This window comes from Polynucleobacter sp. MG-Unter2-18 (genome assembly GCF_018687675.1).
In the GTDB taxonomy this organism is placed as follows: Bacteria; Pseudomonadota; Gammaproteobacteria; order Burkholderiales; family Burkholderiaceae; genus Polynucleobacter.
The window spans coordinates 1,668,841-1,695,429 of record NZ_CP061302.1 but is presented as its reverse complement, the minus strand read 5'-3'; the positions used below and the strand labels follow the sequence as shown (position 1 = coordinate 1,695,429).

The window sequence follows — 26,589 nt, the reverse complement described above, 5'->3', positions numbered from 1 at the left end:
TCAGAATGTCGATGGGTACTCATTCCAATGTAACTTCTCTCGCAAGGTTTTGTAGTCACTATGACTGCGAGGGTGAAGTAGGGTGATTGTTTTTTCAGATTGACTGACTTCAATGATGTCACCTGATTGCAAATGAGTTTGTGATTGCATGTCAAAGTTCACAATGACTTCTCTACCGTCAACCACTTCGATACTCACCACAATGTCTTGAGGTAAGACGATGGGGCGATTAGATAAAGAGTGCGGTGCAATTGGTGCCAAAAGAATTCCGGCAACTCGTGGATGTAGGATTGGTCCACCAGCGGAAAGGGCATAAGCTGTTGAGCCGGTAGGGGTGGACACAATTAAGCCATCTGATCGCTGGTTATACATAAATGAACCGTTGACGCGTACTGCAAGCTCCACCATTCCTGAGATTCCGGAGCGATTGACTACTACATCGTTCAGGGCGAGGGCTTGATTGATTTTTTTGCCATCACGCATCACTACTGCACCTAGGAGCGTTCTGGTATCGGCTTCGTAGTCACCAGCAATAATTTGCGGTAAAACCGTTTGAACGTTCTGGATGGGGATGTCGGTCATATAGCCTAAGCGGCCCATATTGATGCCAACCAGGGGGACATGACTGCCGGCCAGTTGGCGCCCAATCCCCAGCATTGTCCCGTCGCCACCTAAAACTACTGCTAAATCAATGGCTCCCGCAAACTCTTCTACTTTTTTGATTGGGTAGGCTGTAAGGCTTAAGTGGCTTGCAGTAGAGCTTTCAATATAGACCTCACAGCCTTGCTGGCCAAGTAGTACCGCTAGGTCCTTAAGGCGCTCTTGCATGCCGTCAGCCTGATATTTGCCAACAAGCGCAAGCCGGCTAAAGGCCTTTTTGCTGGAATTTGGGGATGGGCTTAACATATAACGATTAAACCATACGCATAAGATCCCTTCCACCATGGATGATCGTTCCCGCGCCTTACTGAAAACCCTCATCGAGCGATATATCGAAGAGGGGCAGCCTATTGGCTCACGCACTCTATCTCGATTCTCGGGATTGGATCTTTCTGCGGCCACGATTCGCAATGTCATGGCGGATTTAGAGGAAATGGGCCTGGTAACCAGCCCACATACCTCAGCGGGTCGTATCCCAACTCCAAGGGGCTATCGCCTCTTTGTGGATACGATGGTGACAGTTCGCCCTTTAGAGGAAATTGCTACCCGTGAGATGGAAAAAGGGCTTTTGCCAGATTCACCGCAAAGGGTGCTGAACTCTGCTGCGCAAATCCTGTCTAATTTGACCCATTTTGCCGGGGTGGTGATGACGCCGAAGCGGGCTCAGGTCTTTAAGCATATTGAATTCTTAAGGCTTGGAGAGGGCAAAATTCTGCTCATTATGGTTACACCTGAAGGCGATGTTCAAAACCGCATCCTGCCCACCTCTCAGGACTACACTCCAAGTCAGCTAATAGAGGCTGGAAATTACATCAATACTCAGTTTGCCGGCAAGAGTTTTGCAGAAGTGCGTGCGCACCTTGCCTCTGATTTGGATAATTTACGAAGCGATATCTCGGGGCTGATGGCTCTGGCATTGCATAGTGGTGTTAGTGACTACGGCATGGGTCAAGGAGATATGTTGCTATCAGGTGAGCGGCGCTTACTCAATGTTGGTGATCTCAGTACGAATTTGGATAAGTTGCGCAAGATGTTCGATATGCTAGAGCAAAAGTCGGTTCTGATGCAGTTGTTAGACGTATCTAGTCATGCTGATGGCATTCAAATCTTTATTGGCGGCGAGAGTGATTTGCTGCCTTATGAAGATTTGGCGGTGATTAGTGCACCTTATAGCGTAGATGGTCAGATTGTTGGCACCCTTGGCGTTATTGGACCAACTCGTATGGCATATGATCGGGTGATTCCGATTGTCGACATCACCTCTAAGTTGTTATCGGGTGCATTAAGTGCACCAATCAGTTCTTAGTCATCATTATATTTTTCAGCTCTCTTTAATAAAGACGGATCTTCCTTGAATCAAAACCCCCACTTACGCCCCTCTAAGACAGCAGTGTTATTGCTCAACTTGGGTACTCCTTCTGCTCCAACAGCTAAGGCAGTTAGAGCCTACCTCAAAGAATTTCTATCTGATCCACGCGTTGTAGAAATTCCCCGCATTATTTGGTGGTGTATTTTGAACGGTATTATTTTGCCGATTCGTAGTGGTGCTTCTGCAAAGAAATACGCTTCCATTTGGTTGCCAAAATTGGGTTCTCCATTGATGCATTACTCACGCCTTCAAGCAAAAGAGTTGGGCGAGAAATTCGCAAGCCACGGTGAAGTAGTGCTGGTGGATCTAGCTATGCGTTATGGCGAACCTTCAACTCAGCAAGCCCTAGAAGCCTTGCAGGCACAAGGCATGGAGCGTCTTTTGTTGCTGCCACTATATCCGCAATATTCAGCAACCACTACGGCATCTAGTTTTGATGAAGTATTTCGCGTGCTGGGAACTTGGCGTAATCAACCCGAGTTGCGTTTGATTAAGTACTATCACGACAACCCTGCCTATATTTCAGCATTACGTGATCAAGTGCTCGGTGTATGGGATAAAGATGGCCGCCCAGATTTTGCTGCCGGTGATCGCCTTGTAATGTCTTTTCATGGATTACCCAAGCGCAATTTAATGAAGGGCGACCCCTATCATTGTGAGTGCTTGAAAACTGGCCGCCTACTTGGTGAGTCATTGGGTCTAGTGCCTGGACAGTACTTAGTTACTTTTCAATCTCGCTTTGGTAAGGCGGAGTGGCTCAAGCCTTACACAGCTCCGATGATTGAAGAGTTGGGTAAAGCAGGTTGTAAACGAGTCGATATTTTTTGCCCAGGATTTCCGGCGGATTGCTTAGAGACTTTAGAGGAGATTGCCATGGAGGCGCGTGAGATCTTCTTGGAGCATGGCGGCAAAGACTACCGCTACATCCCTTGCTTAAATAGCAATCCAAAGTGGATTGATGCAATGTATGAGATTGCCCAGCAGCATCTATCTGGCTGGAGTTTAGGTGTTGAGTCCGATGCGGTATTACAGGAGCGTGACCGTTTGGCTGAGTTAGCTAAAGCGAAGATTGCTTAAAGCTTGGCGCACTTGAAGTTGCCTAAATTGGCCCCATATTGTTGATAAGTAACCATCCTGATAGAAAAGTGAATTTGTTCCTATGACCCAAGAAAATCAAAATCCATCTCCTGAGCAAGAAAATACTGCTGCCGATTCTCAGGCTGAAGCTGGTGTACAGGCAACTTCTTCAGATGCGCAAGCAAAGACACCGGAACAAGAAATTGCTGAGTTAAATCAAAAGCTAACCGAGATGCAGGATAACTACTTGCGCGCTAAGGCCGAGGGTGAAAACATTCGCCGCCGTGCAGCCGAAGATGTTTCAAAGGCGCATAAGTTTGCGATTGAGAGTTTCGCTGAGCACCTCGTGCCAGTTACAGACAGCCTTTACGCAGCTCTGAATGCGGAGACCGTAGATGCCAAAGCCTTTAAAGAGGGCCTAGAAATCACTTTAAAACAACTGCTATCCGCCTTTGAAAAAGGTCGTATGACGGAATTGAACCCAGCTGTAGGTGATAAGTTTGATCCTCACCACCACCAGGCCATTGCTTCAGTTCCTTCAGACCAAGAGGCTAATACGGTGGTTTCAGTGCTCCAAAGGGGTTATTCCATTGCTGATCGCATTCTGCGCCCAGCCTTGGTCACTGTGAGCGCCCCCAAATAGGGTATTAAAAGCCTCTAAATGGGGTTTTCTGGGTCAAAAAGATAAAAAGGGCAGAAATCTGCCTTTTTTGTTTTTCAACCCTTGAATTTCTCTTCTTCGACCCCATTTATTCCTTATCGAATTATTCGCAGTTTGACGAAATTACACGTAACTTAATTTTTTGGAGCCATTATGGGAAAGATTATCGGAATTGACTTAGGAACCACGAACTCGTGCGTTTCTGTTGTTGAAAACAATGCACCTAAGGTTGTCGAGAACGCAGAAGGCGGTCGCACAACCCCTTCCATCATCGCTTATGTTGAAGACGGCGAAGTATTGGTTGGTGCGCCTGCAAAGCGCCAATCAGTAACAAATCCTAAAAACACCATCTACGCAGTAAAGCGTTTGATGGGTCGTAAATTTACTGATGCGGAAGTACAAAAAGACATCGGTTTGATGCCTTACAAAATTGTTCAAGCGGACAACGGTGATGCTTGGGTTGAGGCGCGCGACAAAAAAATGGCACCACAACAAGTGTCAGCAGAAATTTTGCGCAAAATGAAAAAGACTGCCGAAGATTACCTCGGTGAAGAAGTAACTGAGGCGGTGATTACTGTTCCTGCTTACTTCAACGATAGCCAACGTCAAGCTACTAAAGATGCGGGTCGTATCGCTGGTCTAGATGTCAAGCGCATTATTAACGAGCCAACTGCTGCAGCATTAGCCTTCGGTTTGGATAAGCAAGACAAGGTTGATCGCAAGATTGCTGTATACGACTTGGGCGGCGGTACATTCGACGTATCCATTATTGAGATTGCTAACGTAGATGGTGAGAAGCAGTTCGAGGTGCTTTCTACCAACGGCGATACTTTCTTGGGCGGTGAAGATTTTGACCAGCGCATCATTGACTGGATCATTGCTGAATTCAAGAAAGAACAAGGCGTAGATTTGAGTAAGGATGTATTGGCATTGCAGCGTTTAAAAGATGCAGCTGAGAAAGCCAAGATCGAATTGTCATCCGCACAACAAACTGAAATCAATTTGCCATACGTGACTGCTGATGCTGGCGGCCCTAAGCATTTGAACTTGAAGTTAACCCGCGCTAAGTTGGAATCTTTGGTAGAAGAGTTGATCAACCGTACGGCTGGTCCTTGCTTGACCGCAATTAAAGACGCTGGTGTGAATCCTGCTGATATTGATGATGTGATCTTGGTTGGTGGTCAAACTCGTATGCCTGCTGTTCAGGACAAGGTAAAAGAGATTTTCGGTAAAGAGCCACGCAAAGATGTGAACCCAGATGAGGCAGTTGCAGTTGGTGCTGCCATTCAGGGATCGGTATTGTCTGGTGATCGTAAAGACGTATTGCTTTTGGACGTAACTCCATTATCTCTGGGTATCGAAACCTTGGGCGGCGTGATGACCAAGATGATTCCGAAGAACACGACTATTCCTACTAAGCATTCACAGGTTTACTCTACAGCGGAAGACAACCAGCCTGCGGTAACTATTAAGTGCTTCCAAGGTGAGCGTGAGATGGCTTCCGCTAACAAATTGCTCGGTGAGTTTAATTTGGAAGGTATTGCTCCAGCACAACGCGGTATGCCACAAATTGAAGTGACTTTTGATATTGATGCCAACGGTATTTTGCATGTAACTGCAAAAGATAAAACAACTGGCAAAGAGAACAAGATCACCATTAAGGCAAACTCAGGTCTGACTGAAGAAGAAATTTTACGCATGGTAAAAGATGCTGAAGCGAATGCCGATGAAGATAAAAAAGCATTGGAATTAGTAACGGCACGCAACACTGCTGATGCTTTGGCTCACTCAACTAAGAAAGCTTTGGAAGAGCATGGTGCTGCTTTGGAGGCTTCTGAGAAGGAAGCAATTGAAGCTGCTTTGAAAGAATTGGACGAGGCAATTAAGGGTAGCGATAAAGCTGCGATTGAGGCCAAGACTGAGGCTTTGGGTAAGGCAAGTCAGAAGCTGGGTGAAAAAGCCATGGCTGCTGAGCAAGCTAAAGCTGGTGCTGCTCCTGGCGCAGCTCCTGGTGGCGCGCAAGCTGCCGCTCCAGATGCTGACGTAGTTGATGCAGATTTCAAAGAAGTGAATGACAAAAAGTAATCCCTTCATTGATAGCCATTTAACGTAGTTTAGAGGTACTTAAATAACAAGTCGGCCACGTGCCGACTTGTGTCATTCAGGTTGTTGAGAGGAATTTTGTGTCTACAAGTAAACGCGATTATTACGAAGTCTTGGGAGTTGCCAAAGGCGCTAGCGATGAGGAGCTAAAAAAAGCTTATCGAAAAATGGCGATGAAGCATCACCCTGACCGTAACCCCGATAGCAAAACAGCAGAAGCGCAATTTAAAGAAGTTAAAGAGGCGTACGAAACTTTAACGGACCAGAATAAGCGTGCCGCATATGATCAGTATGGTCATGCTGGCGTTGATCAATCTGGTGGTTTTGGCGGCGGCGGCTTTGGTGGCGGTGGTTTTGCTGACGCTTTCGGCGACATCTTTGGCGATATTTTTGGGCAAGGTGGCGGGCGTCAGTCAGGACCGCAGGTATATAAAGGTGCTGATTTACGTTACAACATGGAGATTACTCTGGAGCAGGCTGCCGAGGGTTACACAACCCAAATTCGGGTACCAAGCTGGAGTAATTGCAAGCCGTGTCATGGCACTGGCGCTGAACCTGGTAGTAAAGCCGAGAGATGTACTACTTGCGCAGGTCATGGCCAGGTCCGTGTCCAGCAAGGTTTCTTCTCCATGCAACAAACTTGCCCTAAGTGCCGCGGCACTGGTGAGTACATTCCTAAGCCATGCAAGACTTGCCATGGCAGCGGTAAACATAAAGAACAAAAGACACTTGAAATCAAAATCCCTGCGGGTATTGATGATGGTATGCGTGTGCGCTCTGTTGGCAATGGTGAGCCCGGCGTCAATGGTGGACCATCCGGCGATCTTTATGTAGAGGTGAGGGTCAAACCTCATAAAGTATTTGAGCGTGATGGCAGTGACCTGCATGTCCAAATGCCGATCTCATTCGCAACTGCAACGATTGGTGGGGATATCGAAGTTCCAACGCTCTCGGGACGCGTAGAGTTTTCGATTCCTGAAGGTACACAGACTGGAAAAACATTCCGTTTGCGTAACAAGGGCATTAAAGGTTTGCGCTCTACTATCGTTGGCGATCTCTTTGTCCACGTTGCCGTCGAGACTCCGGTAAAGCTGACCGATGAGCAGAAAAAATTACTGCAGAAATTTGATGACAGCTTGAAGTCAGGTGGCGACAAACACAATCCACATCAAAAGGGTTGGTTTGACGGTGTAAAGAGTTTTTTTAGTTAACTACTATCTTAGACTTATCCAGCAAAGCCGTGTTCGGGTCCGGGGAACTTTCCGGATTTCACTTCTCGAACATAGGCTTTGATTGCTGCCTCAATTGAGGCATGTCCATCCATAAAGTTTTTAACAAACTTTGGTGGCTTTCCGGGGCTAATGCCCAGCATATCTTGTAGTACTAATACTTGACCTGAGCAATTCGCGCCTGCGCCGATTCCAATGGTGGGGATGGAGAGCGATTCAGTAATAAGCTTGCCTAATGAAGATGGAATGGCTTCAAGCACGATCATTTGTGCGCCAGCTTGCTCGCAAGCAATGGCCTGCTCAAGCATGATACTTGCGGCATCTTTCGATTTGCCTTGAACCTTATAACCACCCAGGATGTGAACGGACTGGGGTAATAGTCCTAAATGGGCGCAAACAGGAACACTACGTTCTACTAAATACTGAATGATGTCGATTTGCCAATTGCCACCTTCAAGTTTGACCATATCAGCACCAGCGCGCATGAGTTCTGCTGCTGAATCTAAGGCTTGGACGGGGTCACCATAGCTGGCAAAAGGTAGGTCGGCAATGATGAATGCATGGGTGTTGGCTCGAGCGACGCATTCAGTGTGATACGCCACTTGCTCAACAGTTACGGATGTTGTACTGGAGTGACCTTGAATCACATTGCCTAATGAGTCCCCAATCAGGATGGTTTCTACTCCGCTGCGATTTAACAGGGCTGACATGGTTGAATCGTAAGCCGTCAGCATGGTGATTTTTTCACCTTCAGCATGCATGGCATGGAGTTTAGAAATCGTAATTGGCTTTTCGCCTTGTAAGTAACCCATGGCGTGAGTTTAATGAATTAATGCGCTGACTGGCTATAAACCTGTTTTTCACCGCAATGACAGTTGCGGCAAGAGAGTTTTTCAATGCGCTGATCGGCTACGTTGGGTAAATACGCCTTGAGTTCGCCCCAGTTGGGTAAAAAGAAATCTGGGGCAATTTCTAGTAAGGGAAGTAAAACAAATGAGCGCTCAATGATTCTGGGGTGGGGGATTGTGAGTTCTGTATCTGTTTGAGAAACGCCTTCAAATGCCAGGATGTCCAAATCAATTGTGCGAGGTGCATTTTCGTAAGGACGCTCACGGCCAAATTCTTGTTCGACTGCTTGGCAGACGTGCAAAAGGCCATAAGGACTGAGTTGCGTTTCAATTTCAATCACAGAATTAATGTAGTCGCCCCCGGTAGCTTGAAAGGGCGCACTTTGGTAGAAACAGCTTTTGCTTACGATTTGGAGTTCGCAGCGCTGGGCAAGACACACAATCGCATCAGTAATGAGCTGACGCGTGTCACCGATATTTCCACCAAATCCAATAAAAGCTCGAGCCATGCCCATTCCAAACAAGAGAGAGGTACAAAAAACTAGTAGAACTACTTTACTGAATTTTTCTCAAGTCTGCTTAGTCTGCTGCGCTTTCACTGGGCACGGCCACCTTGGCTTTTCTACGGCGACGTCTTTTTGTGGGGGCAGCGCTATTACCAGTCTCGTTTTTGACGCTGGCCATCAAGGCTTCTTGCTCTGCTGGGTCGCTTGCGATGAAGCTGCTCCACCACTCTCCTAAAGCGGGATTTTTCTCACCCGTAGCACAACGCAGGAGCATAAAGTCATAACCCGCTCTAAAACGTGGTGATTCAATCAGGCGATAAGGGTAGCGTCCAACACGCTTTTCAAATCGGGGCTGCATTGACCAGATTTCTCGCATGTCGCTCTCGAAACGTCGCTGAATTACCATGCCGCTGCTTTGGCTGGCAATGGTCTCATCCATGGCGTCATGTAGTGCGGGAATGTTGGAAATCCCTTTAGCAATATTCTTTTTCCAATTATTGAGTAGATCTGGCCACAGCAAAGTCGCAAACAAGAATCCGGCCGAAACGCTTTTACCCGATTGGATGCGTTCATCGGTATTGGCGAGCGCAATGCGAACAAAATCATTTGCTTCTTGAGAGTCTGCACTCTGATCCAAGATATGATCCAGCAAAGGTAGTAGGCCATGATGAAGTCCTGCATCCTTGAGGCCTTGAATCGCAGCCCATGAGTATCCAGACATGAGAAGTTTGAGGATTTCATCAAAGAGGCGAGCAGAAGGTACATCGTGAATCAATTTACCTAATTTGGCGATAGGTGCGCGCGTTGCTGCGTCTAAGGTAAAGCCAGTCTTGGCTGCAAAGCGAATGGCGCGCAGCATACGAATCGGATCTTCACGATAGCGCTTAGCCGGATCACCAATCATGCGCAAGGTTTTCTTCTGCATGTCAGCCATACCGCCGTGATAGTCGAGTACAGTTTCAGTAGCAGGGTCGTAGTACATCGCATTGATGCTGAAATCTCTACGCGCAGCATCTTCATGCTGGCTACCCCAGACGTTATCGCGCAAAATACGGCCATTTTCTGCTATATGCTCGCCAGCGTTCTCTAGCAGAGCCCTAAAGGTAGATACCTCAATAATTTCAGGTTGGCCTTTGCCAAAAAAAGTGACATGCACAATCTGAAAGCGACGACCAATGAGGCGTGCTTTACGAAATAGTTTTTGTACCTGCTCAGGTGTGGCATTGGTTGCCACATCGAAGTCCTTAGGGCCAATGCCTAAAGCTAAATCTCGTACAGCACCGCCCACAATAAAAGCATCATAGCCAGCCTGCTGCAATGTCTGAGTTACCTTCACAGCATTTTTGGACAGTAAGTCTGGGTCAATTCGGTGAGTTTTTTTAGGGACTCGTTTCGGTGCGCCAGAGGTATGGGCTGCAGTATGTCGGATCATGGGATCACGACGCAAAATACGTTTAATAAATTTGGTAATCATGCAAACAGTTCAAGTATGGGCCAGTGACGTTTTAAGGCTTCATCACGTAGGCGAGCATCCGGATTGGTGGCAACTGGATTGCTCACTTTTTCCAGGAGAGGTAAATCATTCATTGAGTCTGAATAAAAATAACTTTGTGGCAATTCATCAAACGTGAGCTTTTGGGTAGCAAGCCAATCATGAACGCGTTGAATTTTGCCTTCCCTAAAACTCGGTATACCTTTGACTTCGCCTGTGAAATCGGCGAAAGGCTGATCTCCCACAGTGGCAGGTTCAGTAGCTACCAGATGTTCAATGCCAAAACTTTCTACGATGGGGCGAGTAACAAAGCTATTGGTTGCAGTCACAACGCAGCAAAGATCGCCAGCATCTTGGTGACGCTTCACGAGATCAACCGCCTGTTGACGGAGTTGGCCAGTAATGACCTCATGCATGAAGGCGTCATGCCATTCTTTGAGCTGTGCGCGGGAATGTTCGGAGAGTGGCTTTAATGCAAAGCGTAGGAACTCTTGAATATTCAGATTTCCATCTTTATAGTCCTGATAAAAGCGTTCATTTTGCTGCGCATAGTATTTGCTATCGACTACACCAATGCGCGCCAAGAACTGACCCCATTCATAATCGCTATCGCAGGGGAGAAGAGTGTGATCTAAATCGAACAGTGCTAATTGAGTCATGAATATTTATTTAGGCTGCAAGAGCTCTCTAACGAGGGGCAAGGTGACAGCGCGTTTTGTTTCTAGTGAGTAAGCATCTAAAGCATCAATCAATGCCATCAGGCTGGGCATATCTCGATAAAAGCGATTTAGCAACCAAGGCAATACATCTGACGATAAAACCAAGCCGCGCGCTTGCGCTGCTTGTTGTAAGGCTTCTATTTTCTGATCATCGCCCAAAAGGTGGGTTTGAAAGACCAAGCCCCATCCCAGGCGGGTGCGCAGGTCTTCTCTCAGTCTTAATGCACCAGGGGCAGCATTACCTGCCATGAAAATATGTATTGCTTCACTACCCTGAATGGCATTCAGAATACGAAATAAGGATGCTACCAGGCGTTCATCAAGTCGATCTACGTCATCAACGGTAATGACTGAGGGTGCAGCACTGGTGCATAGAGCAGGCAGACTTTCCTCCAGACTCACCCAAGAAATGGGTTCATTGGGAGTTAGGGGGAAGTGCCTCAAGTCTAATTGCTGAGCAGCATTGCCGATTGCACCGAGTAAGTGGGTGCGACCAGAGCCTTCTGGCCCCCACCAATAGATCCAGCGTTCGTTGAGAGGATTCTCACTGGCTAATCTTGGGGTATTCATTTCCCAGGATTTGGCTATAGTCAACAAGGTAGAGTGCAGCGCTAGATTTTCTCCGGCTAAAAAATTACTTAAGCTGGGTTTGGGTGTGTGACCGATGTCGAGTGCAAACTGTCTTGGTAGTGATGGACTATTCATTGCTGCAGCAATTTACTTTTGGTACCAAGGACTTTGGGTATAGCATGTCCAACCATATTGCAAAAGCACTAAACCAACTGCGCTGATGGGTAATGCGAGTAGGATGCCAAAGAAACCAAATAACTTTCCAAATAACAACAGCGCAAAGAGCACGGCAACGGGATGCAAGCCAATTCGTTCACCCACGAGGCGTGGCGTGAGAAAGAAGCCTTCAATAAATTGACCTAGTCCATACAGCACAAGGACTCCAATAATTGCACCACCAGGCCCAAACTGCAAAAGGGCCGCAAGGACCGCTAGAGTAAAGCCCAAGGCAATACCAATGTAGGGAATCACAATCATCAGCGCAGTAAAGACGCCTAAGGCGACCGCACCTTGAACCCCAATGATGCTTAAGCCTACGCTGTAGAAAACGGACATGATCGAAATCACAATCAGCATGCCCCGGAGGTATTGCGAGAGTAAGCCATCAGCGTGCATTGCGAGGTGGTGAACTGTATCTTGTGCGCGGACCGGAACAATCGTTCTAACGAGTTTGAAAAAATGATTCCAGTCGATCAACAAATAAAACATGACGAATAAGATCAGTACCGCATTTACGAATCCCGCAATAACCGAGCTGCCTGACATCAGTACAGTCTCCAAAGTGGAGGACATGAGCGCATCAGAATTATCGTTGAGGTGCGTAGTAATTTTTTGGGTGGCAGTGGTTTTGAGGGTGCCCCAATCCACATCAATATGAAATTCACTCAACTTGGGTCCAAGCCAGGATTGGGTGTTTTGGATCCAAGTCGGAAATTGAGCCTTAATTAGGGGGATTTCGGTTTTGAGGAGAGTAATAAATAGAGTCAGTATTAAAAATACGACAACTAGACCAAAAATCATGGCAATCCCAGCGGCCGCTGCGCGGGGTAGGCGATGCCTCTCAAGCCACAAGCAAACTGGGCGCAAGGCATAAGCCAGAATAAATGCAGTCAGAAAAGGGGTAAAAATTTCAGCCATCGTCCTCGAATCCTCTAGAATTCAATGATTCTACCGACCAAGTAGCGTTTTTTACTAATCTTCTATCTCTGCCATGAACTCATCTACCGATTCTTCCTCAAAAGGCCTTTCATACCGTGACGCAGGTGTCGATATCGATGCTGGTGATGACTTGGTGGATCGTATTAAGCCTTTAGCCAAGAAAACCATGCGTGAAGGCGTGCTAGCTGGGATTGGCGGCTTTGGCGCCCTGTTTGAGGTCCCAAAACGCTATAAAGAGCCAGTTTTAGTATCCGGTACTGATGGGGTTGGTACCAAGCTCAGATTGGCCTTTGAGTGGAATCGTCACGATACGATCGGCCAGGATTTGGTGGCAATGAGCGTGAATGACATTTTGGTGCAAGGTGCTGAACCCCTCTTTTTCTTGGATTACTTCGCTTGCGGCAAGCTCACTGTCGACACTGCAGCCACTGTCGTTGGCGGAATAGCGACTGGATGCGAGTTATCTGGTTGTGCATTGATCGGTGGTGAAACTGCAGAGATGCCCGGTATGTATCCTCCAGGTGAATACGATCTAGCCGGCTTTGCTGTTGGCGCAGTTGAAAAATCTAAAATTATTACTGGTGCAACGATTGCCCCAGGAGATGTGGTCTTAGCAATTGCTTCTAGTGGCGCACATTCCAATGGCTACTCACTAGTTCGTAAAATTATTGAGCGTGCTGGAGCTAAGCCGACTGATGATTTGGGCGGCCGACCTTTGGGTGATGTCGTAATGGCCCCGACACAAATTTACGTCAAGCCATTACTAAAGTTGATCAATGAAATTAATGTGAAGGGTATGGCCCACATTACTGGCGGAGGCCTAGTGGATAACGTGCCGCGCGTACTGCCAGAAAATACTCAAGCAGTATTGCATCGCGATAGCTGGCAAATGCCAGAACTGTTCCGCTGGTTGCAAATGAAGGGTGGCGTAGCCGATGCGGAAATGGTTCGCGTATTTAATTGTGGTATTGGTATGGTGGTGATTGTGTCTGCTTCTCAAGCTGATGCTGCCATTCAATCGCTCAAGGCTGAAGGTTTACATGCCTGGACGGTTGGCGAGGTTGTAGAGCGTCCAGCTGGCGCACCACAAACGATCGTTATTTAATACCCAAGAAAAGCCTATTTACTTAGGCTTTTCTTGCAATACTCTAGGGCGGCTGTTAACTCAGTTGGATTAAACGGATCAAATGTCTTTCTTCCAGAGATTGCACGCAACCAAGTTAATTGTCGTTTGCCAAGCTGCCGAGTAGCTGCCAGCGCCTTGTATCGCATTTCAGCTTGATCTACTTCACCAGATAAATACTCCCAAACTTGTCGATAGCCCACCGAGCGAATGGCAGGTAGATCACCATGCAGATCTGGATTTTTTTTCAATAGTGCAACTTCTTCTAATAATCCTCCAGTAAGCATTTCATCAAACCGTTTTTCTAAGTTCTGATGTAAGCGGGAGCGATCGCTTGGCTCTAATGAAATGAGATCAATCCATTCTGGAATAGCCGACCCTTCTCTACCATCTTCGCTTGGTGAATCTGCTAACAGTTCCGACATCGGCTTGCCTGTAATTTCATAAACTTCTAAAGCACGTTGTACTCGTTGAGAATCGTTGGGCTGTAAACGCGCGGCAGTCATGGGGTCAACTTGAGCTAATTTAGCGTGCATCGCAGGCCAGCCAATTGCTTTACCTTGCTCATCGAGACGGGCGCGGATTTCTGGGTCTGCTGGCGGTAGAAATGAGAGGCCATATGCCCAGGCTCGCCAGTACAACATCGTGCCACCTACTACAACGGGAATATTTCCCCGATCACGAATTTCCTTGCTTAGCTGCTTGGCATCATTTGCAAAGCGCGCAGCTGAATAGGATTCATTGGGTTCCAAGATATCGATGAGGTGATGCTGAACAGCAGCTTGCTCAGCATGTGTGGGTTTAGCGCTACCAATATCTAATCCGCGATAGACCAGTGCGGAGTCCATGCTAATTAATTCAATAGTCTGGCCTATGGATTTGGCATGTTTAGCCAATGCCATCGCGAGATGGGTTTTGCCTGCGCCCGTGGGGCCAACAATACAAAGTATGGGTGGCTGATGAGGTAAATGCGTAGGCTGAATGTGAGGTTCAGTTTGCATACCCCATTATAAGAATGAAATAAGCAAGCACTATTGAGATTGAGTGCGCCCTGCCTAATGCAGTTTAGTTTGGCTCTCTAGCGTGGCGATATGCTCACGAATATCTGCAGCATCTTCTGCACCAGGCATTTCGCCTAAGTAGTGATGTAGATCGGCTATCGCAGGTCGCACATATTCTAGTTGTGCAAAGATCAAGCCACGGTCACGAACCTCTTCAGCTGAGTCTGGCAACAAAATTACTAGACGCTCTTGAATGCCTAGCAGACGCTCCCAGCGTTCATCTTCCGAATAAATCATTTTGAGATTTCTCATAAAGCGCGAGAGAATTTCTCGAGAGCTAGAGGCGCGCAAGAAAATATTCAGTGGCAGACTGAGCTCACCGCGATAGCCTTTGGCATCGAGATAGGGGTCGAGCATTTCTTGTAACTGATTTTTGGAAAGCGATTCGCCATTCAACGGATCCATGATGATTTCGCCTTGTTGCAAAGAAATACGCATCATGAAGTGATTGGGAAAAGATACTCCGCGAATATTTAAACCAATTTGCTGTCCAAGCTCCATCATTAAGATAGCTAATGAGATGGGAATGCCGCAGCGACTCTCAATGATCTGGTGGAGATAAGAATTCTCAGGCGCGTAGAAGTCATTCTGGTTTGGGCCAAAGCCTAACTCGTTATAAAAGAAATGCTTGAGCAACTGCAGGCGCTGAATCGGTGGTGTGTCCGGAGTAATACGCTGCTTGATTTTGTTGCCCCACTGATCGATCTGATCAAGTACGCCCTGAACATCGAGATCTGGGTAGGCATGTTGTGCAACTGCCACCGCCGCCTCAGTTAGAGGGAAGTGCTCGTCTTCGGCTACGAGGGATGTGAAATAGTCGAGTTGTTGTGTAGGCATAAAGGCTATTTTGCATGACGCAGGAATTTTTGCCAGCGAATTCCGACGAGCCATAAAGCTGCGAAATACACTGCTGCTGCAGCGGCTAACCAAGCAGCCAGTAAGCCCACTCGAATCCAGGGGCTAGATTGCAGTGCTATCCAATCATGTGCGGTGGCAGCGTAATACATCAGGAGCGCAAAAGGAATTAAGGCAAGCAATAGCTGCCCCAAATACTTTAACCATGCAGCGCTAGGTAGGGCGCCACGTCGATGCAGGCCTACCCACAGTAGTGCAGCATTTAAGCAGGCGCCAGCGCCAACCGATAGCGCAAGGCCGGCATGACCTAACCAAGGAACAAACACTAAATTAGCTAATTGGGTTGCCACCAAGACCAGCAAACCAATCTTTACTGGTGTCCGAATATCTTGGCGGGAATAAAAGCCGGGAGCTAAGATCTTCACCAAAATAAGGCCAATTAGTCCAACACCATAAGCTGACAGAGCACGCTGCGTCATTAGTACGTCTAAAGCGCTGAATTTACCGTAGTGATACAAAACTGCTGCTAGCGGTTCCCCAAAAATAAAGAGAGCGATCGCACATGGCGCTGCCAATATAAAGGTGAGTTGCAGCCCCCAAATTAACAGTTCACCCGCATGCACCAAATCATTTTTTGCGTTTGCTTTGCTCAAGCTCGGTAGTAAGACCGTTCCCAACGCTACCCCCAAAAGGGCTGTTGGAAATTCCATGAGGCGATCAGCATAAGAGAGCCAAGATACGCTACCGGTTTGTAAACGAGATGCAATGTTGGTATTAATGATGAGAGAAATCTGGGCGACTGAAACTGCAAACACTGCAGGCCCCATTAATTTCATGACACGACGGGCATCCGGATTTTTAAATGCCGCTGTAATTGCCCCGGGGAGCAGTCCCACTCTTGGAAGTAAGCCCAATTGAGCGAGGGCCGGAACTTGAATGGCTAGCTGTAATACACCGCCCAAGAGTACGCCGATACTCAGGGCATAAATCGGCTGATCTAGATGGGGTGCCAAAAAGATGGCACTACCGATTAGGGCTAAATTGAGTAAAACTGGAGTAAATGCTGGAATGGCAAAACGGCCAAAGGTATTGAGGATCCCCGCAGAGAGGGAAACCATCGAAATAAGACCAATGTAAGGGAACATGATGCGGGTCATGACTACGCTTGCCTCATAGGCTTGGCCGCCCTCAAAGCCCGTAGCAATCACCAGAATCAACAGGGGAGCGCCGATAACCCCAAGGACTACCGTTAGCATTAAGGCCCAAAATAAGAGCGTGGCAACAGCATTTACGAGGATTTGGGACTGTTTTACATCCCCTTGACTGGAGATTTCTCCCAAAATGGGCACAAATGCCTGAGAAAAGGCCCCTTCAGCGAAGAGTCTACGTAGCAAATTGGGCAGTCTGAAGGCTACATTAAAGGCGTCAGTCCACTCAGAAGCGCCAAAACTACGGGCAATCAGGGTCTCCCGAAGTAGTCCAGTAATTCGGGAGAGCATGGTGAGGGAGCTGACCTTAGCGGCAGCTGAAAGCAGATTCATGGGCTAATTTTCCCCTATTTATCAAGCGGCTGGGCTTTTTTAGTCCTTTAATGTAAAATCTTGGGTTTTGGTGAGTCAGCTTACAAATTTGGCGAACCCACACAGAATTTTAGTTAACCGTATTTTGTAATTTTTATATAGCAAGGTTTAAAGATGGCCAATACCGCACAAGCGCGTAAACGCGCACGGCAGGCAGTAAAACAGAATGAGCACAACTCTAGCTTGCGTTCAAAGCTTCGCACTTCCATCAAGGCAGTTCGCAAAGCAATTGAAACTGGCGACAAGGATGCTGCTGCTAAAGTATTCGCAGCAACTCAGTCCACAATCGACAAGATTGCCGACAAAAAGATTGCTCACAAAAATACTGCATCACGTCAGAAGTCACGTTTGTCTGCAGCTATTAAGGCGATGGCAGCGTAAGACTCTTATAGATTTAGGCAGACTCTAAAGTAATTTAGGTCTAAGCCCGCTCCTTATCAGAGCGGGTTTTTGTTTTTAGGGCTGGGATTGCGGTTTCGGTTCGAATTCGCAGGCTTCTTCGATTGGCAGGCAATTGTCTTTGGCAAAGTTGATGACAAAGTCGAGCGCTCTCGGATCGAGGTCTCTTAGTCTGGTATCAATAACAACGCAGGTTACTTTTGCAATAACCACTGGTCTGGCATAAGGTGAGTAAGTAAAGCGGGGATCACCAGCATCGCCTGGTGGGCGAAAAGTGGCCATTACCCCGCAAAGACGTTCGGCCCAGTCGCTAGGTCGAAAAGGTTTGCCAGAGGTTGTAATGCCTTGAATGAAAAGCTTTTTGTGGTTCAAGTTGGCGTAGAAATCGTAGTAAGGAATCGGTGTTACTTAGACCTTAGCTTAACAGTCTGCGAAGGCACTAAGATAACTTTAGGAACTATTTTCGTGCAGTTCGATGCCCCAAACAATAATGCAAGCTAAAACTCTAGTAGAAAGCTCAACAATGACATCTTTGGCAAAGCCCCAAGTGCCCGGCCAGGTTAAGCATTACTTGCAGTTTGCTGACCTGACGCGTGAAGAATATGACTATCTCCTCAAGCGCTCTGCTTGGCTCAAGACGAAGTTCAAAAGTTACGAGACTTGGCACCCCTTGCACGACCGCACGCTAGCGATGATCTTTGAGAAGCATTCAACTCGTACCCGCCTTTCTTTTGAGGCGGGCATACACCAGCTTGGTGGCCATGCCGTGTACCTGAACACCCGAGATACCCAGTTAGGCCGTGGTGAACCTGTAGAGGACGCTGCGCAGGTGATTTCTAGGATGACGGACATCATCATGATCCGTACTTTTGGCCAAGAGATTATTGAACGCTTTGCTGCTAATTCTCGAGTGCCCGTGATCAATGGCCTTACCAATGAGTACCATCCCTGCCAAGTATTGGCCGATATCTTTACTTTTGTAGAGGCACGTGGCCCGATTCAGGGTAAAACGGTTGCTTGGGTAGGTGATGCCAACAATATGGCCTATACCTGGATTCAGGCGGCGGAATGTTTGGATTTTCAAACTCGCTTTTCTGCCCCTAGCGGTTATCAGTTAGATGACTCCAGATTGACTGCGAAAGCTTTAAAGCATCTGACGATTTGCGCTGATCCAAAAGATGCTTGTAAGGGTGCTGACCTGGTTACTACTGATGTATGGACTAGCATGGGCTACGAGGATGAAAATACTTCCCGTATGTCTGCTTTTAAAGACTGGATTGTCGATGCAGAGCTAATGGCCTTAGCAAAACCAGAAGCTTTGTTTATGCATTGTTTACCAGCACATCGTGGCGAAGAGGTTTCAGCAGAGGTGATTGATGGTCCTCAAAGCATCGTTTGGGAAGAGGCTGAAAATCGTTTACATGTTCAAAAGGCCTTGATGGAGTATTTACTCTGCGGCCGTTTAGACTAAGTGTTTGAGTAATTTATTTTTGTTATTTATTAGTTAATTTTTTGATTGAATAAAAATCATGTCTGATATTAAAAAAGTAGTTTTAGCGTATTCCGGCGGTCTTGATACTAGTGTGATTCTCAAATGGCTTCAAGATACTTATCAATGTGAGATCGTTACTTTCACAGCTGATTTGGGTCAGGGTGAAGAGTTGGAGCCAGCACGTGCCAAGGCATTACAGTTTGGCATCAAGCCAGAAAATATCTTTATCGACGACTTGCGTGAAGAGTTTGTGCGTGACTTTGTATTCCCCATGTTCCGCGCTAATACGATTTATGAGGGCGAGTACCTTCTGGGCACTTCCATCGCACGTCCATTGATTGCGAAGCGTCAAATTGAAATTGCTCGTGCAACTGGTGCTGACTCTGTATCGCATGGCGCTACTGGTAAGGGTAATGACCAAGTACGTTTTGAGTTGGGCTACTATGCACTCGAGCCAGGAATTAAGGTAATTGCACCATGGCGCGAGTGGGATTTACTTTCTCGTGAAAAACTCATGGCCTATGCAGAAAAGCATGGCATCCCAGTAGAGATGAAGCATAAGCAAGGCGGCTCACCGTATTCTATGGACGCCAACTTATTGCACATCAGTTACGAAGGTCGTCATCTCGAAAACCCGAATGCTGAAGCAGAAGAATCTATGTGGCGTTGGACGGTATCTCCTGAGAAAGCTCCAGATGCCCCAGAAATTATTGAAATTGAATTCCGTTCCGGTGATCCGGTGGCAATTAATGGCAAAGCCTATAAGCCACATGAGTTATTGGCTGAACTCAATCGCATCGGCGGCATGCATGGCATTGGTCGTCTTGATTTGGTTGAGAACCGCTTTGTAGGCATGAAGAGCCGTGGCTGCTATGAAACCCCTGGCGGCACTATCTTGTTAAAAGCACACCGCGGTATTGAGAGTATTACTCTAGACCGTGAAGTAGCTCACCTCAAAGATGACCTGATGCCACGATATGCAAGCCTGATCTACAACGGTCTATGGTGGGCGCCAGAACGCTTGGCTTTACAAACATTGATCGATCACACGCAACAAATGGTGAACGGTGTTGTGCGTCTGAAGCTCTACAAGGGATCTGTTTCTGTGATCTCACGCGATTCAGCGAACACTTTGTTTGATCAGACTATCGCCACCTTTGATGATGATGGCGGTGCTTACAACCAAGCTGATGCGGGTGGATTTATTAAGCTCAATGCTCTGCGTATGCGAATTGCTGAAACTGCAAGACGTAAGCGTGCTAAATAATTTAGATAAACAATAAACTAGTAATTCAGATAAGAAAGAATAAAGATGCAATTTAATCAAGTTTCTGTAGGCAAAAAAGCCAATGTATTTTTTGATGGCAAGTGCATATCCCACACTGTTACTTTGCCAAATGGTGTTCGTAAATCTGTTGGCGTGGTATTGCCAAGTACTTTACGTTTTGACCTAAGCACTAAAGAAATCATGGAAGTGGTTGACGGTAATGCGTTTGTCAGTATTAACGGCGCCCCAGAGGTGGAGTTCAAAGCCGGTCAAAGCTGGGAAGTGGAAAAAGGCGGTTATTTCATCATCCGCGCCGAGTCTCCAGTGCACTATGTTTGTCACTTTGAATAAGTAATTCAGTGAGCAAGGCGATGATTTCTTTTTCGCCCTAAAGAAAACGCAGACCTCGGTCTGCGTTTTTTGTTATGGATACTATTACCAGTCCTTTATTTTTTAGGTAGTCCTTGAATTACCGTGCCGGGCAAGATGACTCTCTCGGAGAACCACTGTTTATTCATCTCAAGCGCATAACGTACCGCTGCCTTGGGGCAGTGGTTATTGGTGGTCTCCGCTTGCATCTCTTCGATATTCACAATCTTGCCATCATCAGCAATGAAGGCAATCGATAGCGGAATCTTTGTGTTGTTCATCCAGAAGCAATGCCCTGCTTTTTGCTCAAAGATAAAGAGCATGCCGGAGTTGGTGGGCATGCTGGTGCGATTCATGAGTCCAACCTCACGCGCTTTAGGTGTATCAGCCAACTCTGCCTGAATACGATAGATCCCAGTTTTGAGTTCAACCGTAGGCAGGCCGACATTCTGTTGTGCAGACGATGGCGCTGAAATGAACCCAGCAATCGCCGTAAGCGAAAAAATGAATTGTTTCATGTGGGGTAAATGCATGGTGTTTTGAGTGGAGTGTTCTGAGTGTGTGAGAGTAATTCTAAGGCAGGGCTAGTAAGACAAGAAAATACAGGCGAAAAAAAACCCAGGAACAAGTCCTGGGTTTTAGTAATGATCTAAAGCAGATTAAGCTGCTTGGATATTAGTAGCTTGTTTGCCCTTAGGACCTTGGGTAATATCAAACGTTACCTTTTGGTTTTCCTTGAGTGTTTTAAACCCAGGCATTGTGATTGCGCTGAAATGCGCAAACAACTCTTCTTCACCATCATCAGGTTTGATAAAGCCAAAACCTTTTGCATCATTGAACCACTTAACAATTCCGGTCGCCATGCGAACTCCATTACATAAACTTAAAACAACCGTGATGAGGGTGAATACTTTTTAATCAGTCTCGCTCTACAACACGCCTAAATAGGACTTTAAATAAAGCCTACCCCTTGATTGTTTGCCCTTTACGGTGGGGTGTCAAGGGGGTGGGTAAATATAGTTACTATTAATCCCCCCTTTTTTTATCGAAAAATGCCCCAATATAGTGTTTAAGGGCCTTTCTTAATGGTTTTTTTGCAACAAAGCTCCGAAATCCTATTTTTTGTATCTGTGTTTAGAATGTTTCATATGAGTCGTACAACGAAAAATCCAACGGTTGGCAATCCAAACAACCCCCAAATTGAAGACACTATTCTTCTCGAAAAGCAGGCTGAGAAATTAAAGTCACCTTCGATGTATAAAGTTTTACTATTAAATGACGATTACACGCCAATGGAATTTGTGGTGATGGTCATTCAGGAGTATTTTAATAAGGATCATGAAACAGCTACACGGATCATGTTGCAGGTTCATTTAGTTGGTAAAGGCATTTGCGGTTTATTTACACGTGATGTTGCAGCAACAAAAGTGCATCAAGTTATCGAGCTCTCCCGCGAAGCGGGTCACCCACTACAGTGCACTATGGAGGAAGCATGATTGCCCAGGAATTAGAAGTAAGTTTGCACATGGCGTTTGTTGATGCGCGAGCTTCAAGACATGAATTTATTACGGTGGAGCATTTGCTTGCCGCCTTACTAGACAACGCGACCGCAGTGGAGGTTTTAAAGGCCTGCGCTGTCAATATCGCTGAGCTTCGTGCCCAGCTGAAAAATTTTATTAACGACAATACGCCTGTGGTCCCAGGTAGCGATGAGGTTGATACCCAACCAACTCTGGGTTTTCAGCGTGTGATTCAACGCGCTATCATGCACGTCCAATCTACCTCAAATGGCAAGAAAGAAGTTACCGGGGCAAATGTACTCGTAGCCATCTTTGGTGAAAAAGATTCGCATGCAGTGTATTTCTTGCAACAGCAAGGCGTCACTCGTTTGGATGTAGTGAACTTTATTAGCCACGGTGTACGCAAAGATCAAGCTGAGAGTGTGAAGCCTGCTGAAGCTACCCAAGAGACCGAGGATGCATCATCTGGCGGCAAAGAGAGTCCTTTAGAGCAATACACCCAAAACCTGAATGTACTGGCTAAGCAGGGCAAGATTGATCCGCTGATTGGTCGCGATAGTGAAGTTGAGCGAGTCATTCAGGTACTGTGCCGTCGTCGTAAAAATAACCCCTTATTGGTGGGTGAGGCGGGCGTGGGTAAGACTGCGATCGCTGAAGGCTTGGCTTGGAGAATTGTGAAGGGTGATGTCCCTGAGATCTTGGCTGATGCCACAGTCTATTCACTCGATATGGGTGCGCTATTGGCGGGCACTAAGTACCGCGGAGATTTTGAGCAGCGCTTGAAGAGTGTTCTTAAGTCTTTAAAAGATAGCGCCCACGGCGTTTTATTTATCGATGAGATTCATACCTTAATTGGTGCGGGTGCTGCATCGGGCGGTACATTGGATGCAAGCAATTTACTAAAGCCTGCGCTATCAAATGGTCAGCTCAAGTGTATCGGTGCAACGACCTTTACTGAGTACCGAGGCATTTTCGAAAAAGATGCTGCTTTATCACGCCGCTTCCAGAAAGTGGATGTGGTTGAGCCAACTGTCGATCAGACTGTGCAAATTTTGCGTGGTTTGAAGTCGCGCTTTGAGGAGCATCACGGAGTTAAATACGCTTCCGCAGCCTTAGTAGCTGCCGCTGAATTATCTTCACGTTATATCAATGACCGTCATTTGCCAGATAAGGCAATTGATGTGATTGATGAGGCGGGTGCAGCGCAACGTATTCTGCCAAAATCTAAGCAGAAGAAAACGATCGGTCGCCCAGAGATTGAAGAGATCGTCGCAAAAATCGCTCGCATACCGCCACAATCTGTAACGGTGGATGATCGTAGCAAGCTGCAAACATTAGATCGAGATATTAAGAGTGTGGTGTTTGGTCAAGATCCTGCCATCGAGGCTCTAGCGAGTGCAATTAAGATGACTCGTGCTGGACTTGGCAAAATCGATAGGCCAATTGGCTCATTCTTATTCTCAGGCCCAACTGGTGTAGGTAAGACAGAAGTTGCTAAGCAGCTTGCTTACATCTTAGGTATTGAGCTTCTCCGCTTTGACATGTCTGAGTATATGGAGCGTCATGCAGTCAGTCGTTTAATCGGTGCGCCACCAGGATACGTGGGCTTTGATCAAGGTGGCTTGCTAACTGAGGCTGTTAACAAGAAGCCGCATTGTGTTCTCTTGCTCGATGAGGTTGAAAAAGCACACCCAGATATTTTCAACATCCTTTTGCAGGTCATGGATCATGGCACCCTCACGGACAACAACGGTCGCAAGACCGATTTCCGTAATGTCATCATCATCATGACAACGAATGCTGGTGCAGAAGCAATGCAGAAGTCCACCATCGGCTTTACTAATGCGCGTGAGTCTGGTGATGAGATGGCGGATATCAAGAAGTTCTTCACGCCAGAATTCCGGAATCGTTTAGATGCGATTGTTTCCTTCAAGGCGCTTGATGAGACCATCATCATGCGTGTGGTAGATAAGTTCTTGATGCAGTTAGAAGAGCAACTCCATGAGAAGAAGGTGGATGCTACATTTAGTTCGGCATTGCGTGCCCATTTGGCTAAACATGGTTTTGACCCGCTCATGGGCGCAAGACCAATGCAGCGAATCATTCAAGATACGGTACGCAAAGCACTTGCTGACGAATTGCTATTTGGCAAGTTGGCGCAGGGTGGTCACGTGGATGTCGATATTGACGCTGATGGTAAGGTTCAACTTCAGTTTGATGCTCCAGCAATCCCCGGTAAGCGGCCAAAAGCTGATGTAGCTCCGGTCGAGGAGATTTAAGGCAAATAAAAAACCACCTACGGGTGGTTTTTTATTGGATAAGACTAAAGTATCTAGATTAGCTACGACCTGTACTGCCAAACCCACCAGCCCCACGACTACTCTCAGTAAACTCTTCAACGACTTTGAGTTCTACCTGTTGTACTGGCATCACTACCAATTGCGCTAAGCGCTCCATGGGCTCTAATTTGAATGGTGTAGAGCCACGATTCCAGGTGCTCACCATCAGTTGACCCTGGTAATCCGAATCAATTAATCCCACTAAATTGCCAAGAACGATCCCATGCTTATGTCCAAGACCAGAGCGCGGCAAGATGAATGCGGCATAACGTGGATCTTCTACATAAATCGCTAAACCCGTTGGAACGAGGACTGTTTGTCCAGGAGCAATTTCAATTGCTTGATCAATACAGGCGCGCAGATCTAATCCAGCGCTTCCAGGGGTTCCATATGCAGGCAATTGATCGCGCATACGTTCATCGAGAATTTTGACTTGAAGTTGTTGCATAGAATTTCCTAAAGCGAGATTAAATTTTCTTGGCGACTAACTGAATCAGCTGACGTGCAAGCTGAAGCTTTTCGGCCTGAGCCATTTTCTTGCTACCACTTTCATCAACGATGAGTAGTTGGTTAAGATCATTGCCAAAGGTATCTGGACCAATATTACCGACGATCATCGGAATGCCTTTACGTTCACGCTTTTCTTGGGCATGCTTTTGGAGATCAGTAGACTCTGCTGCAAAGCCAACGCAGTAAGGATGCAACTTACCGCCATTAGTTTTAACCGTTTTTGCTACATCAGCAAGAATATCTGGGTTGGCCACAAATTCTAAATTTGGAGCTTGCTTACCCTGGCGCTTAATTTTTTCTTTAGCTGGCTTGGCAACGCCCCAATCAGCGACCGCAGCAACTGCAAAGAAGATATCGCAGTCAGTAGATTGCATGGTGGCTGTATGCATTTCTTTGGCACTAACCACATTAGTGCGGGTAATTTTTCCAGTTGCCACTAATGGTGTGGTGAGATCGCAGGGGCCTGCTACTAAGTGCACCTCTGCGCCAGCTTCAATAGCTGCACGGGCAATGGCGAAGCCCATCTTACCTGAACTACGATTGGTGATGCCACGCACCGGATCAATCGCCTCAAAAGTAGGCCCAGCTGTAATCAGTACACGTTTTCCGAGGAGTGATTTCTTCTGAAAGAATGCTATGAGTTGCTCGGTAATTTCTACGGGCTCAAGCATGCGCCCAAAGCCGACTTCACCACAGGCTTGGAATCCGCTTGCAGGGCCGAGTAAGGTGACTTTATCTGCAATGAGCCGTTCTGCGCTTCTTTGTGTAGCTGCATGCTCCCACATTTGTTTGTTCATCGCTGGAGCTAACAGGAGCGGGCAATCTCTTGCTAGACACAAAGTACTCAGCAAATCATCAGCCAATCCGAGGGAAAGTTTAGCCATGAGATCCGCACTTGCGGGCGCAATTAAAATTGCATCGGCAGCTCTAGAGAGTTCAATATGTGCCATGTTGTTAGCAATGCTGCTATCCCATTGGCTCGTGTAAACGGGGTTGCCAGTAAGCGCTTGCATGGTGACAGGCGTCACAAATTGCTGTGCAGCTTCTGTCATCACCACTTGGACGCTGGCACCTTCTTGCATTAACTGGCGTGCTAGTTCCGCAGACTTATAAGCCGCAATGCCACCAGAAATGCCGAGAACGATTTTCTTATTTAAAAGTGATTGCATGGCGCCAGCTTAAAGGGATTGGGGATTTTTGCCAAATGACTTGCGTAACTCGCCCCAAATAATGAGGGCTGCGCCGATACAAATCGCGCTATCCGCTATGTTGAATGCTGGCCAATGCCAGTTAGCGTAATGCAGGTCAATGAAGTCCACCACAGCGCCATACATGATGCGATCTAGGACATTGCCTAATGCACCGCCTAAAATGAGACTAAGAGCCCAGCAGAGCATCTTGTCCTCTAAGTTCTTTCGCAACAGCCAAAGAATGTAGGCTGACGCTGCTAAGCCCAGGACTGTAAAGAACCAACGTTGCCATCCAGAGCTTTGCGCTAAAAATGAAAAGGCTGCGCCTGGGTTAAATAGCAACAACCAGTTCATAAATGGCAAAACCGGTTCAGGTACTCCTAACTGCAAGTTGCTTAAGGCAGACCATTTACTCAGCTGATCAAGTAAGAGCGTCACGATTGCAATCGCTAGATAACGGAGAAAGGAGGGATTTGTACTCATGATGGGGTG

The 26,589-nt window shown here is 46.9% G+C and carries 28 protein-coding genes; 12 read left to right on the top strand and 16 right to left on the bottom strand.

All coding sequences use genetic code 11. From position 1 onward, the window contains the following. Nucleotides 1-906 (bottom strand): NAD kinase, encoded by a 906-nt coding sequence (locus tag C2759_RS08910; protein ID WP_215354821.1) that lies wholly within the window; start codon nucleotides 904-906, stop codon nucleotides 1-3. A 37-nt stretch (nucleotides 907-943) separates the two neighbouring features. Between C2759_RS08910 and hrcA the strand changes: the two genes are divergently transcribed. The 5 genes from hrcA to dnaJ all read left to right on the top strand — a co-directional run bounded on the left by hrcA (nucleotide 944) and on the right by dnaJ (nucleotide 7,081). Further along, a complete protein-coding gene (hrcA, locus tag C2759_RS08905; RefSeq protein ID WP_215354820.1) occupies nucleotides 944-1,966 on the top strand; it encodes a heat-inducible transcriptional repressor HrcA in 1,023 nt (340 codons plus the stop codon). A gap of 45 nt (nucleotides 1,967-2,011) precedes the next feature. Next, on the top strand, nucleotides 2,012-3,106 hold the full coding sequence (gene hemH, locus C2759_RS08900) for a ferrochelatase (protein ID WP_215354818.1): 1,095 nt from the start codon (nucleotides 2,012-2,014) through the stop codon (nucleotides 3,104-3,106). Between the two features lie 82 nt (nucleotides 3,107-3,188). Then, nucleotides 3,189-3,749: a nucleotide exchange factor GrpE gene (gene grpE, locus C2759_RS08895; RefSeq protein ID WP_215354817.1), complete on the top strand. Its 561-nt coding sequence runs from the start codon at nucleotides 3,189-3,191 to the stop codon at nucleotides 3,747-3,749. A 171-nt stretch (nucleotides 3,750-3,920) separates the two neighbouring features. Beyond that, on the top strand, nucleotides 3,921-5,852 hold the full coding sequence (gene dnaK / locus C2759_RS08890) for a molecular chaperone DnaK (protein WP_215354815.1): 1,932 nt from the start codon (nucleotides 3,921-3,923) through the stop codon (nucleotides 5,850-5,852). Nucleotides 5,853-5,950: 98 nt separating this feature from the next. Then, the gene (dnaJ, locus tag C2759_RS08885) at nucleotides 5,951-7,081 is read left to right on the top strand and encodes a molecular chaperone DnaJ (RefSeq protein WP_215354814.1); all 1,131 of its coding nucleotides are present in this window, start codon (nucleotides 5,951-5,953) and stop codon (nucleotides 7,079-7,081) included. 14 nt (nucleotides 7,082-7,095) lie between these two features. Here dnaJ and panB read toward each other — a convergent pair whose 3' ends face one another. From panB to C2759_RS08855, 6 genes are all read right to left on the bottom strand, one after another. After that, nucleotides 7,096-7,911, bottom strand: coding sequence for a 3-methyl-2-oxobutanoate hydroxymethyltransferase (gene panB / locus C2759_RS08880; protein ID WP_215354812.1), 816 nt, complete (start codon nucleotides 7,909-7,911; stop codon nucleotides 7,096-7,098). Between the two features lie 17 nt (nucleotides 7,912-7,928). Continuing rightward, nucleotides 7,929-8,456 (bottom strand): 2-amino-4-hydroxy-6-hydroxymethyldihydropteridine diphosphokinase, encoded by a 528-nt coding sequence (gene folK, locus C2759_RS08875; protein ID WP_215354810.1) that lies wholly within the window; start codon nucleotides 8,454-8,456, stop codon nucleotides 7,929-7,931. A 70-nt stretch (nucleotides 8,457-8,526) separates the two neighbouring features. Further along, nucleotides 8,527-9,927, bottom strand: a complete 1,401-nt coding sequence (gene pcnB / locus C2759_RS08870; RefSeq protein WP_215354807.1) for a polynucleotide adenylyltransferase PcnB — start codon at nucleotides 9,925-9,927, stop codon at nucleotides 8,527-8,529. After that, complete coding sequence (locus C2759_RS08865) at nucleotides 9,924-10,604, bottom strand: HAD family phosphatase (RefSeq protein WP_215354804.1); 681 nt, start codon at nucleotides 10,602-10,604, stop codon at nucleotides 9,924-9,926. The genes pcnB and C2759_RS08865 overlap by 4 nt, the downstream gene beginning before the upstream one ends. A gap of 6 nt (nucleotides 10,605-10,610) precedes the next feature. Beyond that, nucleotides 10,611-11,369 carry a DnaA regulatory inactivator Hda gene (hda, locus tag C2759_RS08860; protein ID WP_215354802.1) on the bottom strand — a complete coding sequence of 253 codons (759 nt, stop codon included), beginning with the start codon at nucleotides 11,367-11,369 and terminating at the stop codon, nucleotides 10,611-10,613. A gap of 12 nt (nucleotides 11,370-11,381) precedes the next feature. Further along, nucleotides 11,382-12,371, bottom strand: a complete 990-nt coding sequence (locus C2759_RS08855; protein ID WP_215354799.1) for an AI-2E family transporter — start codon at nucleotides 12,369-12,371, stop codon at nucleotides 11,382-11,384. 73 nt (nucleotides 12,372-12,444) lie between these two features. On the opposite strand from C2759_RS08855, the gene purM reads away from it, so the two are divergent. After that, on the top strand, nucleotides 12,445-13,497 hold the full coding sequence (gene purM / locus C2759_RS08850; RefSeq protein WP_371816903.1) for a phosphoribosylformylglycinamidine cyclo-ligase: 1,053 nt from the start codon (nucleotides 12,445-12,447) through the stop codon (nucleotides 13,495-13,497). Between the two features lie 14 nt (nucleotides 13,498-13,511). On the opposite strand, the gene miaA is transcribed toward purM, so the two are convergent. From miaA to murJ, 3 genes are read right to left on the bottom strand one after another with little or no spacing between them, the layout of a single operon-like run. Continuing rightward, the gene (miaA, locus tag C2759_RS08845; RefSeq protein WP_215354798.1) at nucleotides 13,512-14,516 is read right to left on the bottom strand and encodes a tRNA (adenosine(37)-N6)-dimethylallyltransferase MiaA; all 1,005 of its coding nucleotides are present in this window, start codon (nucleotides 14,514-14,516) and stop codon (nucleotides 13,512-13,514) included. Between the two features lie 54 nt (nucleotides 14,517-14,570). Further along, complete coding sequence (locus C2759_RS08840) at nucleotides 14,571-15,413, bottom strand: SirB1 family protein (protein WP_215354795.1); 843 nt, start codon at nucleotides 15,411-15,413, stop codon at nucleotides 14,571-14,573. Nucleotides 15,414-15,418: 5 nt separating this feature from the next. Then, nucleotides 15,419-16,972 (bottom strand): murein biosynthesis integral membrane protein MurJ, encoded by a 1,554-nt coding sequence (murJ, locus tag C2759_RS08835; protein ID WP_215354793.1) that lies wholly within the window; start codon nucleotides 16,970-16,972, stop codon nucleotides 15,419-15,421. A 153-nt stretch (nucleotides 16,973-17,125) separates the two neighbouring features. Between murJ and rpsT the strand changes: the two genes are divergently transcribed. After that, nucleotides 17,126-17,392 (top strand): 30S ribosomal protein S20, encoded by a 267-nt coding sequence (gene rpsT / locus C2759_RS08830; protein ID WP_046330744.1) that lies wholly within the window; start codon nucleotides 17,126-17,128, stop codon nucleotides 17,390-17,392. Nucleotides 17,393-17,467: 75 nt separating this feature from the next. Here rpsT and C2759_RS08825 read toward each other — a convergent pair whose 3' ends face one another. Then, on the bottom strand, nucleotides 17,468-17,782 hold the full coding sequence (locus C2759_RS08825) for a DUF3579 domain-containing protein (RefSeq protein WP_046330743.1): 315 nt from the start codon (nucleotides 17,780-17,782) through the stop codon (nucleotides 17,468-17,470). A 151-nt stretch (nucleotides 17,783-17,933) separates the two neighbouring features. Between C2759_RS08825 and argF the strand changes: the two genes are divergently transcribed. From argF to C2759_RS08810, 3 genes are read left to right on the top strand one after another with little or no spacing between them, the layout of a single operon-like run. After that, entirely contained in the window at nucleotides 17,934-18,881 is a 948-nt protein-coding gene (gene argF, locus C2759_RS08820) for an ornithine carbamoyltransferase (RefSeq protein ID WP_215354790.1), read from the top strand. A 58-nt stretch (nucleotides 18,882-18,939) separates the two neighbouring features. Beyond that, nucleotides 18,940-20,169 carry an argininosuccinate synthase gene (locus C2759_RS08815; protein ID WP_215354786.1) on the top strand — a complete coding sequence of 410 codons (1,230 nt, stop codon included), beginning with the start codon at nucleotides 18,940-18,942 and terminating at the stop codon, nucleotides 20,167-20,169. Nucleotides 20,170-20,214: 45 nt separating this feature from the next. Continuing rightward, complete coding sequence (locus C2759_RS08810) at nucleotides 20,215-20,520, top strand: pyrimidine/purine nucleoside phosphorylase (RefSeq protein WP_215354784.1); 306 nt, start codon at nucleotides 20,215-20,217, stop codon at nucleotides 20,518-20,520. Between the two features lie 95 nt (nucleotides 20,521-20,615). Here the strand turns inward: C2759_RS08810 and C2759_RS08805 are convergent, their stop codons facing one another. Further along, the gene (locus tag C2759_RS08805; protein ID WP_215354781.1) at nucleotides 20,616-21,056 is read right to left on the bottom strand and encodes a DUF192 domain-containing protein; all 441 of its coding nucleotides are present in this window, start codon (nucleotides 21,054-21,056) and stop codon (nucleotides 20,616-20,618) included. A gap of 141 nt (nucleotides 21,057-21,197) precedes the next feature. Beyond that, nucleotides 21,198-21,401, bottom strand: coding sequence for a cold-shock protein (locus C2759_RS08800; RefSeq protein ID WP_011903586.1), 204 nt, complete (start codon nucleotides 21,399-21,401; stop codon nucleotides 21,198-21,200). Between the two features lie 276 nt (nucleotides 21,402-21,677). Here C2759_RS08800 and clpS point away from each other — a divergent pair, with 276 nt between their 5' ends. Together clpS and clpA are read left to right on the top strand one after the other, a co-directional pair. Next, nucleotides 21,678-22,034 (top strand): ATP-dependent Clp protease adapter ClpS, encoded by a 357-nt coding sequence (gene clpS / locus C2759_RS08795; RefSeq protein ID WP_215356748.1) that lies wholly within the window; start codon nucleotides 21,678-21,680, stop codon nucleotides 22,032-22,034. Next, nucleotides 22,031-24,337, top strand: a complete 2,307-nt coding sequence (gene clpA / locus C2759_RS08790; RefSeq protein ID WP_046330738.1) for an ATP-dependent Clp protease ATP-binding subunit ClpA — start codon at nucleotides 22,031-22,033, stop codon at nucleotides 24,335-24,337. Before clpS ends, clpA begins: the two co-directional genes overlap by 4 nt. A 58-nt stretch (nucleotides 24,338-24,395) precedes the next feature. Here the strand turns inward: clpA and dut are convergent, their stop codons facing one another. Genes dut through lspA form a run of 3 tightly spaced genes read right to left on the bottom strand, consistent with a single transcriptional unit; the run spans nucleotide 24,396 to nucleotide 26,580 of the window. After that, nucleotides 24,396-24,845, bottom strand: coding sequence for a dUTP diphosphatase (gene dut / locus C2759_RS08785; protein WP_215354779.1), 450 nt, complete (start codon nucleotides 24,843-24,845; stop codon nucleotides 24,396-24,398). Nucleotides 24,846-24,864: 19 nt separating this feature from the next. Further along, a complete protein-coding gene (coaBC, locus tag C2759_RS08780) occupies nucleotides 24,865-26,076 on the bottom strand; it encodes a bifunctional phosphopantothenoylcysteine decarboxylase/phosphopantothenate--cysteine ligase CoaBC (protein WP_215354777.1) in 1,212 nt (403 codons plus the stop codon). 9 nt (nucleotides 26,077-26,085) lie between these two features. Then, nucleotides 26,086-26,580, bottom strand: a complete 495-nt coding sequence (gene lspA, locus C2759_RS08775; protein ID WP_215354775.1) for a signal peptidase II — start codon at nucleotides 26,578-26,580, stop codon at nucleotides 26,086-26,088. Between the last annotated feature and the right edge of the window lie 9 nt (nucleotides 26,581-26,589).